The sequence below is a fragment of the Bacillus sp. C1 genome (assembly GCF_054570475.1).
The window spans coordinates 403,193-417,219 of the sequence record NZ_JBTMZT010000003.1; the positions used below are offsets into that span (position 1 = coordinate 403,193).

Genomic DNA, 14,027 nt, shown 5'->3' on the forward strand with positions numbered 1-14,027 from the left:
TTCATAATATCTCTCCTAGCTTTGTCGGCAAGAGCCCTACAAAATTACAAAAGATGAAATTATAATGTACATTGCTTATAATTTTATTGCGAAATAAAATCACTTTTGCTATGTAGAAACTTAAACACTTTTTTACAAATGTGATACTTTTGGGATTCTAAACCCTTTTAAAATTAATTGATTATTAAGATAATTAATCTCGACATAATGTTACTTGCAACTTTACTAAACTCCTATTAGCCTAATCTTCTCCTTTCTGTGTGGTCATACCAGTTATGTTGTTCATTAAAACATTAAATTTCCGATGCGTAAATAGCAAAATTTTGTCGATTGTACTCGATAATTTAATTGTTAAGTACTAATATGAGTGAAAAATATTATACTAATAAAATTAATGTTGGATTTTATCTTTGTAATTGTAATGTTTACAAATTAATATATATATGGTTAAAAAATAACTATTTTATTTTAACCGAGCTAGTTTTATTTTAGAATAAATATTTATAGAATAATTTAATAGGATTACTTATACTTTTTTACCTTTATTTGGTTATGTATAATTACATAAAATATAGATATATCAAGTAATATATGTTATATTGCTAAGTTTTATGGAATAATTCCCAATATTACTATTAATAAATACTTAATTTACCATATTATTCACAAATATCTTTATATAGTCATAAAAAAACCTCTGAAATACAATTCATTCCAACCACTTCAATACTTAACATGAAGAAAATAAACTGGATTCTTATCGATCGTTATAACAAGAAGTTTTGAAACATGAAAAGGCCGCAAAGCTTTCTTGAAAAAGCGCTTTGCAGCCTTCTGGTTTCTTGTTTCGCTTAGGCAAAAATCGATTGTGTTTCCTTTCGAATTAACACCTTGATATTTATATCCATTGCCCTTTTACTTTGATATATGTTTCATGGACTCTTCAAGAGTCATTGGTTTGAGGTGAAATCAGATTCATTTGTCCAATTCAGAACCATACTGATGAACTCAACGCATAATAGTTGTATGAGAAATGGATAATCCCCGTTTCTCCATCATTTTCACCAAATCACGACAACTGAGGTCATACCGTTAACAAAATAATATCAGGCTGATAATGTATCTATTTGAATACATATTCCTTTTCCAGATCAATCATGTACCCTTTCTAGAGTAATAGAAACGGTATACCCAAGTTTTAGAGATTACTTACACGTATATTAAAGTTTTTGCACCAGAAAAAGACATGAAGCTTATATTACGGTATATTTTTCACGATACTGTCTAGGAGTCATGTTAGTTGATTTTTTGAAAACCCTTGTAAAATAACTTTGGTCGTTAAAGTTAAGCCAAGCACAAATATCTGATAATGGATATGTAGTGAGTGTTAATAATTTTTTTGCTTCTTCCACTCGTTCCCTTTGAATATATTCACTTAAAGGAATCCCCACTTCTTTTTTAAATAATTTAGATAAATAAGTAGGAGTAATATCCAAATGATTAGCGAGTTCATTGAGAGATATTCCATCGTAAACATTTTTACTAATATGATTCATACATGTAGTAACCGCATTTGAAAATTTTTGCGCATTGAATTCTTTCACTCGATCTGCAAAAGTACGTAAAGCATCTCCTGACAATCGCCTTACAGAGTCCACGTTATCTAGTTGTTCCATGGTTTGGATATACAAAATACTAAGAGCAAAAGCAATGTCTGGTGGGAGGTTACCTTCTATCGCATATCGAGTAGCTAAAGTAATCGCAATAATCCCATGATTTTTTTGGTTTCTGAGTGGATCCGCTGTTAAAATTAATTCAACATCCTCTTGCGAAACTGCATACATATATTGCAATAACTTCTTTTTATCTCCTTCTTTGATTGCTGAAAAATAATTATGTACTAATGTCATGTTGTGAGTTTTAGGTTTATTTTGTTGGCGTTTTAAAATATATAGATCAGGTTTCACAATTTTATAGGGGACTTCCTCTAGCACTTTATTTTTTTCTAAAACAATATCTACATCTAACTTTTCATTGAAAATCATGTAATGTAATAGAACTCCCATATCAATTAAAGTAGTTTTTTTAATCTCAGGTAGGCACTGATAATAGGCTAGTCTTTCTTGAATATTATTATTTGAGTTAAATTCTTTCCGAAGTTTAAAAGTTATATCATCTGGGCCCTTTGGATGTATAGTGGGACCGATTATAATAGTCCCTTTTATATAATCATGATTTGCTATATGAATTAGGACGAAATTCTCAAGATAACTGTTACATCTGAAAAGTGGCAAGTTATTGGGATCATTTTCTTGATAAATGTCACTAAGATGTTCTTCTTTAGAAGAATAAAAAGGGCTACAAACATCATCAGAAGTAGAATGATATAAGATTTTTTTGTCTGTAGATAAAATGTGAACAGGTACATTAAAGGCTTTATGTGCAAGATCACACAAGTGTTGTATATCGATGGAATTATTCATTAAATTCTCCTTTTAATTGGATTAAATGATAAATTTTTACGTTATCCCTTTGTAGATTCATAAATTATTTTCCGTCAGGTATAACTCACGACAAATAATACTATAAAATATCAAAATAGTACAATTCACGACAAAATATTACTATATTTTTTTTATGAAAATCATATATTATTTATTTGTAATTAACATTTAAATATCGAAGCAGATAGAAAAAGGGTGAAAGACACTTTATCTTAGTGGAAAGAAATATATCTTTTTCTTGTAATTTTCTAAACGACACTGAAATGAGCGAAGGTAGTTTCTTGATTCTACAAGATCCAATTATAGAATACGAGAAAACAGTGAAGAACCTACAAAATACAAATACAGAGCGGCATACAGTGATATTCCATGCGAGGGCCAAGCTGGTAAGGAGATTCAAAATACAGCGAGGGTCACAGGAGATACTGTACCACCGCAAGAACAAACAGCCAAAATTTCAATTCAATCACTTGAACAAAATAAGATTGAAAAAGTGGATGCTGCTAATTCAAATGTAAAAATGCTGTGTTCCAAATTTCAGACAAAAATGGTAAAGAGGTTGAGAAATTAACAACAGATAAAAATGGTAAGGCCACTTCTAAACCACTACGCTTCGGAAAGTATACAGTGAAAGAAATTCAAGCACCAAATAGATATATGTTATTTAGAGGTCCAATTGAGGTAGAGGTCTCATCATCAGTACAAAACATAAAAATAGAAAACACAAAAGACGAATGGAATATTCAAAATACTGGCGGTATATTGCCAACTATTTTTATCTAATTGGCAATATATTAATGATCGCAACATTAGTTTAATTTTTCCGCAAAAGAGGAAGAACTGAATATATTTCAACATTAATAGAAATAGCAAAGGAGACAAAACATATGAAAAAGATTTTTAATATGTTGTTAATCTTTGTATTAACAGTCTCTATTCTACTTAGCTTTATTACCGCATCGCATAACATATTATTAATTTTCTGGGTACAATGATTGTTAATTAACAAAAATAGCACCTCTAATTAAGAGGTGCTGCAATATAAAGCCCATTAGACACTTAGTGCACAGTAAATTGACCTCAAAACAGTAGTTACTGCAATACCTAGCTTTGTTTATTCTATAACAAAAGAAATGTCACTTAGGAATTATTGCTTTAAATCCATTTTGTATTAGGCATTCTTTGTATGTCACTTTTTATTTGTAAATATATAGATACTCGAATTTTCCACTTCATTTTTTATTAATAATCAAATTACCTATAAATGAAATTGTATTATATAAAATTGGCTTAAGTATAATGCACTTAAAATTATGAACGAAAACAAATAAACGTTTAACCACCCTCTTATCTCTCGTATGGGATTTATTTTCAATCAATATCTATGGTATTACCTTAACCAATCAAAAAGATTACAAAGAAATCTGAGAGGTCGATTTTTGGATTCATAATCATTTTTTTGAATTTAATGTAAATAAAAGGTAAAATTAACCCGTTTTTATGTAATATTTTTTATTACCTCTTTAACTTAGTGTAATCTACATTGACCGTGGCTTCCACCAATTAGTGTTTCCAATGTTTTTAAACGGTGTTCTAAAGGTCCTTCGGATTGATAAGCTGTGACAGTATCACGTAAAATAGTAACCAAATGATCCGTTTGTTTTTCTCTTCTTTCTTTTAAATCAATAAGTGATTTTTCGGCTTTGTGATCAGATATGGCTATTCTTTTAGTATACATTTCACCAATATCATCAATGGTTTTAGCAAATTGATTGTGTAATAATGCAATTGCAAGTGTATACCGTTTATGTGGTTCTACTTTTTTCATTCCAGCTGAATCTAATGTCATTGCTTCATTTGCTAATCTTGTAATTTTCGCTGGTGGAATACGAAGATTCTAAAAAAAGTCTGTTCTCACATGTCGGTCATGAATCCATTTCTTACGAGAAATCCATTCTTTTAATTGACTTAATGTTGGACGGCCAGGATCCTGTTTACTCATATTCCAATCAGAATAAGTAGAACCGTCTTTACTTTGAAACAAAGCATCTAATTCTCCCTTTTCCTTTGGATTCAAAGTGTTTGATACATATTAATATAAAGCCCGATAAGCCATAGCATGAACATGATTTACTGTTTTTATCAAAGTATGAAAAGCTGGCAACTCATAACTATTTTTTACTAATTCAGCAATTGCAACATTGATAATATCGCTTTTTTCATCTTTTTCTAATACAGAATTTTGCATGGATTGTAACAGCAATTGGTGGGCTTGTTCATCAAATGGTTTTACTTCTCGATATTGACGAATCATTGCAATTTGACGAATACCAGGATGCTGAATATTTTCGACTAGATATAATTTCTGACAATATTGAGAGTAGGCGACAATAGAACTAAACTTAGGATGTATTGTTGTTGCTTTATTTCCTTTATCTTGTACATATTTAATATATTGTTGTACATCATAACGAGTTAGTTTTTTTAAACTACTTCCTTCAGATCTTAGCCATTTTTCAAAATTAGTCATATGTCTTATATAATCTTTAATAGTCGTTTCACGTTTACCTTTTTCTAAAAGGAACAAACACACCAATAGAATGTTTGTCCCTTTTTTAATAATTACGTACATGTTACTTCTCCTACAATATTTCAAGAACTTTATTTCTTCATTCCTACTTGTTCAGCTGCATGAAATATTCAATTCTTACCACTCACCCAACGGATCAGGAAGAGCTCTATTGTCCTTGCTTATTCATCATTTGTGCTAAATCAACGAAAAAACTTAATGATTCTGGATTTGCCATGGCTCCTTGGTTGACTACCTTTTCTGGTGGAAATCCTAATAAGATTTTACGAATTGGGACCTCTAGTTTCTTTCCACTCAATGTTTTCGGAATTTGCTCTACTACGTAAATTTCATCAGGGACAAAACGCGGTGAAACCTTTTGCTTTATTTCAGCCTTTATTGTTTCTTTTAAGCCATCACTCATATCTATTTCAGGCTTTAACACGACAAATAGCGGCATACATGCTTTACGCTCAAGGAGCTCTAAATCCACTACTAAACTCTCAACAATAGCATCCAGCGACTCAACTATACGATAGATTTCACTCGTTCCTAGACGTACTCCTAACCGATTAATCGTAGAGTCGGATCGTCCGAAAATAACACAACTTCCTTTATCATCAAACTTGATCCAATCACCATGTCGCCAAATCCCTGAATACATCTCAAAATAACTTTCAAAATAACGTTTATTATTGTGATCCCCCCAGAAATAGATGGGCATAGATGGCATTGGTGCCGTTATAACCAATTCTCCAACTTCATTAATAACCGAATTCCCTTCATCATCAAAAGATTGTACGTGTGCTCCTAACGAGCGTGCTTGTATTTCTCCTGCATAAACAGGCAATATAGGAGAGCCACCAACAAATGCCGTACATACATCAGTCCCTCCACTAGTTGAAACAAGCCACACATCTTTTTTCACATTCTCATATACCCATAAAAAGCCTTCTATTGATAAGGGTGAACCAGTTGAACAAATCGCTTTTAACTTAGAAAAACGATGTCTTTCTTTTGGCTTAACTCCAAATTTCATACATGCACTTAGGAACGCAGCACTTGTACCAAAGAAAGTAATCCCAACTTCTTCCGCAAAATCCCATAGTATATGTATACCAGGATAAGACGGGCTACCGTCATATAAAACAATTGTGCCTCCAGTTAAAAGTCCTCCTACTAAAAGGTTCCACATCATCCAGCCTGTCGTTGTAAACCAAAAGAACACATCATCTTGGTTCACACCTTGTTCAACTAATAATGTCTTAAGTTGCTCTAATAGTATCCCTCCTTGACTTTGCACAATCGGTTTTGGCAACCCTGTTGTTCCGGAAGAAAATAAAATCCAAAGAGGGTGATCAAATGGCAATTTTTCGAAAACAAGATCACAATCTCCTCGCAATAAATCATTCCAATACATTGGACGATTATGTAGTTCAAAATCATTACTTCCAACATAAGGGACTAAAACGGTCTGCTTTAAGGTAGGTAGATTCGATTGAATTTCCGAAACATTTGCTAATCTATTCTGAATTTTACCGTTATAGGAATAGCCATCAACTGCAAATAAAATGGTCGGTTCAATTTGTTTAAATCGATCAATAACAGTATTTGTCCCGAAATCAGGAGAACAACTGGACCAAATCGCCCCTATGCTAGCACACGCTAAAAAAGCAATTACAGTCTCAGGAATATTTGGCATATAAGCAACAACACGATCCCCTGCTTTAACCCCTAATTCTTTTAGTGAATTTGCCACCATAGCTGTCTTTTGCTGAAGTTCTTTCCAGCTTATTTCCGTTCTCGAAGTGGTTTCTGATTGAAAAATTATTGCTGGCTTATTTCCTCTTTCATTTCGAAAAACATGTTCCGCATAATTTAAAGTAGCACCTGTGAACCATTTTGCTCCAGGCATCTTTCTTGATTCCAAAACTTGATTATACGGTGTGTTAGATTTAACTCGGCAATAATTCCAAATGCTTTCCCAAAATGATTCAAGTTCTTCAACAGACCATTTCCATAATTCTCTTTGATTTACAAAAGATAAACCTTTCTCTTGACTAAGCCACTTCATAAAAAGGCTAATACCAGCATTTTCTATTTGCTGTTGTGATGGCTTCCATAGAAGCACACTCGCAGTAATCGCTTTCATTATTATTCCTCCTCATCTTACAATTTTTTAAAAGTAAATAATAACTATATACAGCAACTACTCTTAAAAAACCTTTTTTTAGAAGAGGAAGTTCATACCGAATAAACAAAAGGAGATGCGTATCAACCACGTCATCTCCTGCTTATTCCTATTATTTATTTCAGAAATGTTATCTTATTTAATTGCTGGCTACACGATACGAAGCATGTCTTTTCTCAATCTTTTCTTCTATTTCCCTTATATTCTCTTTATCGTTCAATAATAATTGTTTATTCTCTATCAATAATTGTTTAAAGGATTTTCTTATTTTTTTTCGCATGTCTTTTCCTCCTTCACGATTACAAATAACTTATCAAAGGATCATTTATATAAAAGATAAGCAATTATCTGTGTAGTATTATGATAAAAGATTCGTGTGAAATCTATTTGAATTCCAGATGAAAACTATGTATTTTTTCTGATAACTTTACCAATAAAAAAATAACGCTTAATCAAAATACATTTGATCAGACGTTATCTATAGTCATAAGCAATCTCTCTAGCATTGCTTTTACAGCATATTTATAAATATTTCAGGTCTTCCCCAGTTCATTTCACCGCAGACAGATCTTACTTTCTCTTCATCAATTGTATGCAGACCTTCTTCTAGCGAACAAGAGATTGGAACTTCACAATGAATTTGTGCTAGTTGTAATGATATATTTAAGTTCTCTAAATCACTTTCAATTTTTGTACGCTGCGCTTTTGTTAATGTCGATATATTTTCTAGCACTGTCGCTACCGTCCCGTGTTCTTGAATTAGTTTATATGCCGTCTTTTCACCAATCCCTTTTACACCTGGGTAATTATCACTCGTATCTCCCATAAATGCTTTCGCATGAACGATTTGCCACGGCTCTACGCCTTTTTCTTCCATAATCTTCTCTGGCGTATAATATTCATAGTTCCCAATACCCTTGCGAAGAAGCATCACAGTAACCTTAGTATCCACAAGTTGTAGTAAATCTGTGTCACCTGTTAAAATATATACTTCTGCCTCATTACAGTATTCCTTTGCTAACGTCCCAATGCAATCATCTGCTTCATAGCCTTTCATACCAATTACAGGAACAGATAACTGCGAAGTCATTTCTTGTACAAGATCAAATTGCGGAATTAACTCTTCTGGTGGTGCTGCACGGTTTGCTTTATAGTTTGAGAACGATTCCGTTCTGAAAGTTGTACTCCCCATATCCCAACACGTTACAATATGCGTCGGTTCAACTTCTTGCGCTGCTGTTAATAAATGTTTCATATAACCATGAATCCCATTTGTTGGGGTACCATCTTGTCTCTTCATGAATTGCCCATAAACACTTGTTGCGTAAAAAGCACGAAATAATAATGCCATCCCATCAACTAACAATACTTTTTTCATAATTCCTCTCCTACTAACAAAAAATAATAACCTCACGTTATCACGTAAGGTTATATAAATAGATTACATTCTACGTTACTGTTCAACTTTATCTATTATACAATGTTTTCATATATTTAGCATCATTAACAGTTCAAAGTGTTTTGTTACAGTACATGTGAAGCAATCCAGAATACGTATTTTTACCTGTTGAAACGACCACAGCCTTCGCAGTTCCATTTACAATATGTGTGCCTTTAAAACATACATTTTCAAGTTGAAGTGGATTATAGTCTTTCATACGCTTTAATGGAATAAAACGCTTGCGTTCAAGATGATAACAGCTTTCAAATTTTTCTATGTTTATTTCTTTACCTGTTAGCATCGATTCATTCACTAATAAATCATCTGCATAAATAATACGTACATCAGCTGGAACTGTATCACCTGCCGAAAGAAAAACTACATCCCCTGGAACTAGCTCTTCAACTGGTAGTTTTATTATTTTGGATTCACTATTCATCCCTACAGTCGTACATCCTTCTACTCTAGAAACAGTTACTGTTACAATCTCACATCGATTTTCGTTATCGACACGTTGCTTTGCAAATCCAGGGATCATTTCTCCTAATTTCATCATTACATCAGAAAAAATTGCCCGTTTTGAAGATAATTCATTTTTCCCGTACACATGAATGCGTTTCTGTGCCTCTTTCATCGAAAGGCCATCTCTTGTTGTTTTAAAATAAGCAAATACGGACTTCACATCTCTTGTGGCAATTTCAATCAACAAATCTTTATTTTGTTTTAGTATAGATTGTTCTTTCACCATTCTTTTACTTTGTTTCTGAGACATGTTACCCACAATTTTATTTACATATAACATATTATCGTCTCCTCCTTTACAACATAGGAAGAAACGCTTTGTTTCTCAATTTATCTCACTTTAACAATTCTTGTATTGATACACTCTGTTAAAGTGTTTCACGTTTAGCTTACAACAATAAAGCTGTACGTTACCTTATGATAAATATAGAGGGAGGAACAAGTCGTTTCCTGCCTACATCATATATTTTTATTTCGAAGTATATGGGTAACGGAACCGAGTCAGAATTTGACATGCTCCTCACCTCCTCTTTCGCTTTTTTAGTCAATATTTATACTATGATAAATTTCATAGCTTGTTAATAAAAAGACCTCTACTCATAAACGAGTAAAGGTCATCGCATACATAAATAAGCGATTCCTATTAAGTATAGAAATCTGCGAACCTCTCCCTCGCCGAGTTTTAGCACTGTATAGCATAGGTATGTTACCAGCTACGTTAAGAAAAACCTTAATTCGATCATTCCTGTTGACCCATTGGCGTCTCTCGACATTTTTGGGCAGTAGCATTTCTCTATACAGGAGCCTCACCTAACAGAGACTTATTTTTTTATTATGTAGAAAATGTTACTCCTATTTAAAATAGATGTCAACTCTTTGAATTCAAGGTTTTTCAATATGTTAAGCATCCCGCAATTACCACACCAATGGAAATAGATAAAAACATAAGAAAAAGTCCAACAGCCTGGTTATCTTCTTCAATGCTTTGATTAATATTAAAACGCGGTGTACACCATTCGGCTAAATAAAAGACAATAATTTGCGCGACTACTCCAATTGCTCCCCATAAAACCATATCCATTACTGAAACAGAATGGGCAGCAGTCGAGTATAAGACAATAGCAAGGCCAAGCAGTCTTCCCCCAAGCGCGTAGCTTGCTGCTTTATTCCCTTTCGCCATTAATGAAAATTCTTTCACTTTTGTTGTCACTTCCATAAGAAAGAGACCGACACATAAAAGACCAATTGAAACCGCTAAATAAAGCAAGAAATTTATCATTTCTAATCCTCCTTTTTCATTCCGACAGGTAAATAATAAGATTCATTCCCCGTAATTTTTTCACCAGCACGTATTCCAATACTACTTGGCTTCCCAGCAATTAAAAATGATCCAAACACATATGACAATTCCTCGTTCCCCCTTTCAGTCCTAAGGGAAACAACTGGCAGCTTTACATATTTTTGAAATACAGGAAGCTCTTTTTTATACGTTTGATATACATTTTGATTCATAATATTAGTATCTTTGTCACGAATTGTAACCGTGTCACCTTCTCTACCAAAGGAAGGTTTTTGAACAAAAGAGCTTTTTCCTAAAAACGAATCTGCTTCTAAGTATGTAGGAAGCATGTATTCTTTAATCCACCTTCGCTCCTCATTTGTATAAAAGGCACCTTCCTCTGCTAATCCCCAAATGAGACATTGAACCGATTTCGGCTGCATTAGAAAAGATGAAATTGGATTTATAATCCAAAGCTTTCCTTCTTCTACAAGTTGTAATAATTCGATACCTACAAGATCTCCCGTGTTAGGATCCCGGTCCTCAACTAAATCTTCAATAGGATATGTCTGACGATATAAAACATCAATTGGCACACCATCTGCGTCAAGTAAAGCATCTTTTGTAATTCTAAGCTCTGACATCGGCAGCATTTTATTGGTAACTTGACATAACTGACTTAAATACCGGGTCGTATTCCAATCTTCTATATGCCCGTGGTGAGCTGTAAACACAACGTTTGGTGTTTCTACCCCTTTCGCAGCCTCCATCACAGATTTTGTGATTCCAGAGGAAAGAAGCCGTTCCTGATTTTTATTTGGATCACAATAATCCAATTCTGTACAAACTTCACCATTCATTTGGAAACATTCCACGATAAAGGTAGGGGTATCACTATTAAACTCCAACATTTTCATACCATCCTCCGTCACCGCAAAATCAAATCTTGAAATAATAGATTCAGGAAATAAAGATTCCATTCTAATAAAAGGCAGACTTGCAGAAGGAAAACCAAGTTCAAGAAGCTGTGTATCCGACAAGGTCCGAAGAAGCCTAGCAGTCTTAAAAAATACTTTCCCCATCCGTTCTGTTGCTAGCTGCAAATCTTGGAGCGTTTGTTCCTTTATTTCAAAAATATGAAAAAGGCTATATTCACTCCCGTATAAGTTAGACCAAAAATGGGGGAACCTTGAGTAAAATTGATTTCGTTTCTTTATGTAAAGCGACATAATCTAACCTCCAAATCCCCCCTTTGAACCGCTTCCAATTCCCCCTTTAAAATTAGACGAAGCTTGATAGGACTTAAATTCAGAAGAACTTTTGAAGGTTGATTTATTTTGATAGTATCTACCACCATAATAATAACTACCATGATAACTTGAATGGCTGTCATCACATCGCCATACACCAAGTTCATCATCCCAATCCCAATCAGAACAACTCTTATCTTTTGGTTTTGGAGGAAGATCTTCTGTACAGCCAGATAAAGTACCAGCCACTAAAGATGTTAGAACACCTGTTACTAACCATTTTGTTTTTGTCAACGGCTAACTCTCCTTTGTAAATTATATTTTTATTATAATAGAATTCATGATAAAATAGAAGAAAAAGGAAGAGGGATTACAATTGCGGTTAGAATATCGACTCTATGATGAAATGAAACAATATCCTGCTTTGTGGAATTATACAAACATTTCTGTTTCCGAAATCGTTGCAAGGATGACTTGTGAATATTTCGTTAAAGAAGGAAACACATATGTCATAACAGCAACTGCGATGGATCCTGACGGAACAGCAGTATTATATATTCAAAAAGACGATTTCCTCAATGATTCACTAGAACCCACATACTCTCATATCGGTTTTGAAATTAGGGAACTGCAGGGAACGGAATCGACTATAATAGAAAGTAAAGAAGTATGGCATCACGAAGAAATTTTAACGCCTCTTCATTCTGATATTTTATATATCAAAAAAGACGGAGTGTTCTTGGAATTCTCTTTAGATTCAAGAGAAATTGACGAAGATCGAAAATGCTATATTTATTATGGAAACTTTACAGGGGCGTGCAGATAATATTTCAAATCCTATGCTTTACAGTAAACAAATATTCTTTATATTTACTACATAAAAAATCTTTAATCCAAAAATAAAAACCTTACGTATAAAACGTAAGGTTTCTTATATAGCCCCACACATGCCGTTCTCTCTAGATGTCCATAAACCTGCTCTCACAGGTGGATGTTCTCATAAATGCTTTCAGTTTCCTTCTTAAAAAGATGGCATGCTGTTTACATTTAGATATTGAACTTCCATATTATACTTATTGGTTTAAGACATACATAAGCTACGTACACCGTAGGAATTTTATATAACGTTAGTTAAAATAAGACCCCCGCACGTGCCGTTCCTCGTAAATGTCCAAAAACCCGCTACTCGCAGGTGGATGCCCTCACAGCTACCGTATATCTTCCTTCACAAAGAAGGCGTGATAATGATCGCTAAATGTTGAGCTTCCGTATAACTAACATCGGTTTTAGACATAAATAAGTTACGTACACCGCAGGATGTTTTATTTACTTGTCGTTATCTTATCACATTGTATGCAATGTGTAAAATGTAACGCTTTGAAGTCATTTCTTGCTTGTGATCTTATTTTAATACAAAATATTTTTGCATGCAAGAGGTTACTGTTCTTCTTTTGCAATTTGGTTTTCTGGATAAGAAATCCAATCACTCCAGCTCCCCGCATATAACTTCACGTTACGAAAACCAGCTATTTGTAACGCCAATATATTAGGACATGCTGTCACACCAGATCCGCAGTAGACGATTGTTTCTTTTTCTTTAGTAAGATGATGGAAACGCTCCTCTTGCTCTTCTTTATTTTTAAATCGCCCTTCCGTCGTGATCCCATCTTTCCAAAAATAGTTTTCTGCTGTTGGAATATGACCAGCTTTAGGATCAACCAGCTCTTCAACACCTGCATACCGTTTTGGCTCTCTCGAATCAATTAACGTAACGTCTGCATTTGTACGGATGTTTTCTTTCACATCTTCAATCGTTACAAGCATGTTGTCTTGTACATTCGGGATGAATTGTTTCCGTTCAGTGATTGGAGCTTCTGTTGTGGTAGATAAGTTTTGTTCTTTCCAAGCAGGAAATCCACCATTTAACACATATGCTTTTTGATGTCCTACATATGTTAATAACCACCATAGACGTGAAGCCATTGCACCACCTTGACTGTCATACGCAACCACCGTCGTATATTCATCAATACCAGCTTGAGATAGCTTTTCAGCAAAATCCCGAATAGCTGGAAGTGGATGACGACCACCGTGCCCCATAATAGGACTAGATAAATCATTATTCAAATCAAAATAGAGCGCATGAGGAATATGTTCTTTTTCATACTGCTTTCTTCCCCAATTTAGATTAGCTAAGTCAAAACGACAATCGATTATGCGGACATGTTCATCTTCTATATGATCACGTAACCATTCGACTGTAACAATCAT

The 14,027-nt window shown here is 33.8% G+C and carries 14 protein-coding genes, 2 other RNA genes, 1 pseudogene and 1 riboswitch; of the genes and pseudogenes, 2 read left to right on the forward strand and 15 right to left on the reverse strand.

What is annotated here, in order from left to right:
* Positions 1-744 precede the first annotated feature (744 nt).
* Positions 745-1,123: pseudogene (locus tag ACX5JI_RS12990) on the reverse strand (IS6 family transposase); the annotation flags it as partial.
* A 130-nt stretch (positions 1,124-1,253) separates the two neighbouring features.
* The gene (locus ACX5JI_RS12995; protein WP_459501456.1) at positions 1,254-2,483 is read right to left on the reverse strand and encodes a helix-turn-helix domain-containing protein; all 1,230 of its coding nucleotides are present in this window, start codon (positions 2,481-2,483) and stop codon (positions 1,254-1,256) included.
* 546 nt (positions 2,484-3,029) lie between these two features.
* Between ACX5JI_RS12995 and ACX5JI_RS13000 the strand changes: the two genes are divergently transcribed.
* Complete coding sequence (locus ACX5JI_RS13000; protein WP_459501457.1) at positions 3,030-3,287, forward strand: prealbumin-like fold domain-containing protein; 258 nt, start codon at positions 3,030-3,032, stop codon at positions 3,285-3,287.
* A gap of 745 nt (positions 3,288-4,032) precedes the next feature.
* On the opposite strand, the gene ACX5JI_RS13005 is transcribed toward ACX5JI_RS13000, so the two are convergent.
* The 10 genes from ACX5JI_RS13005 to ACX5JI_RS13050 form a co-directional block, all read right to left on the reverse strand.
* Positions 4,033-4,353: a hypothetical protein gene (locus ACX5JI_RS13005; RefSeq protein WP_459501458.1), complete on the reverse strand. Its 321-nt coding sequence runs from the start codon at positions 4,351-4,353 to the stop codon at positions 4,033-4,035.
* A gap of 48 nt (positions 4,354-4,401) precedes the next feature.
* Positions 4,402-4,548, reverse strand: a complete 147-nt coding sequence (locus tag ACX5JI_RS13010; RefSeq protein WP_459501459.1) for a hypothetical protein — start codon at positions 4,546-4,548, stop codon at positions 4,402-4,404.
* A 48-nt stretch (positions 4,549-4,596) separates the two neighbouring features.
* The gene (locus ACX5JI_RS13015; RefSeq protein WP_459501460.1) at positions 4,597-5,136 is read right to left on the reverse strand and encodes a site-specific integrase; all 540 of its coding nucleotides are present in this window, start codon (positions 5,134-5,136) and stop codon (positions 4,597-4,599) included.
* A 106-nt stretch (positions 5,137-5,242) separates the two neighbouring features.
* Positions 5,243-7,225, reverse strand: a complete 1,983-nt coding sequence (locus ACX5JI_RS13020) for an acetoacetate--CoA ligase (protein WP_459501461.1) — start codon at positions 7,223-7,225, stop codon at positions 5,243-5,245.
* 178 nt (positions 7,226-7,403) lie between these two features.
* Positions 7,404-7,544, reverse strand: a complete 141-nt coding sequence (locus ACX5JI_RS13025) for an FbpB family small basic protein (RefSeq protein ID WP_459501462.1) — start codon at positions 7,542-7,544, stop codon at positions 7,404-7,406.
* 231 nt (positions 7,545-7,775) lie between these two features.
* Positions 7,776-8,642, reverse strand: coding sequence for a 5'-3' exonuclease (locus tag ACX5JI_RS13030; protein WP_459501463.1), 867 nt, complete (start codon positions 8,640-8,642; stop codon positions 7,776-7,778).
* Between the two features lie 133 nt (positions 8,643-8,775).
* Entirely contained in the window at positions 8,776-9,507 is a 732-nt protein-coding gene (locus ACX5JI_RS13035; protein ID WP_459501464.1) for a P-type ATPase actuator domain-containing protein, read from the reverse strand.
* Positions 9,508-9,888: 381 nt separating this feature from the next.
* A riboswitch (M-box (ykoK) riboswitch) is annotated at positions 9,889-10,052 on the reverse strand.
* A gap of 67 nt (positions 10,053-10,119) precedes the next feature.
* Positions 10,120-10,506 (reverse strand): DUF350 domain-containing protein, encoded by a 387-nt coding sequence (locus ACX5JI_RS13040; protein ID WP_459501465.1) that lies wholly within the window; start codon positions 10,504-10,506, stop codon positions 10,120-10,122.
* 2 nt (positions 10,507-10,508) lie between these two features.
* Positions 10,509-11,735 (reverse strand): glutathionylspermidine synthase family protein, encoded by a 1,227-nt coding sequence (locus ACX5JI_RS13045; RefSeq protein WP_459501466.1) that lies wholly within the window; start codon positions 11,733-11,735, stop codon positions 10,509-10,511.
* A 3-nt stretch (positions 11,736-11,738) separates the two neighbouring features.
* Positions 11,739-12,050, reverse strand: a complete 312-nt coding sequence (locus ACX5JI_RS13050) for a hypothetical protein (protein WP_017152451.1) — start codon at positions 12,048-12,050, stop codon at positions 11,739-11,741.
* Between the two features lie 82 nt (positions 12,051-12,132).
* Between ACX5JI_RS13050 and ACX5JI_RS13055 the strand changes: the two genes are divergently transcribed.
* Positions 12,133-12,582 carry a hypothetical protein gene (locus tag ACX5JI_RS13055; protein WP_459501467.1) on the forward strand — a complete coding sequence of 150 codons (450 nt, stop codon included), beginning with the start codon at positions 12,133-12,135 and terminating at the stop codon, positions 12,580-12,582.
* Between the two features lie 108 nt (positions 12,583-12,690).
* Here the strand turns inward: ACX5JI_RS13055 and ssrS (ACX5JI_RS13060) are convergent.
* The 3 genes from ssrS (ACX5JI_RS13060) to ACX5JI_RS13070 form a co-directional block, all read right to left on the reverse strand.
* Positions 12,691-12,874, reverse strand: a non-coding RNA gene (gene ssrS, locus ACX5JI_RS13060) — 6S RNA.
* 21 nt (positions 12,875-12,895) lie between these two features.
* Positions 12,896-13,078, reverse strand: a non-coding RNA gene (ssrS, locus tag ACX5JI_RS13065) — 6S RNA.
* A gap of 115 nt (positions 13,079-13,193) precedes the next feature.
* Complete coding sequence (locus tag ACX5JI_RS13070) at positions 13,194-14,027, reverse strand: sulfurtransferase (RefSeq protein WP_459501468.1); 834 nt, start codon at positions 14,025-14,027, stop codon at positions 13,194-13,196.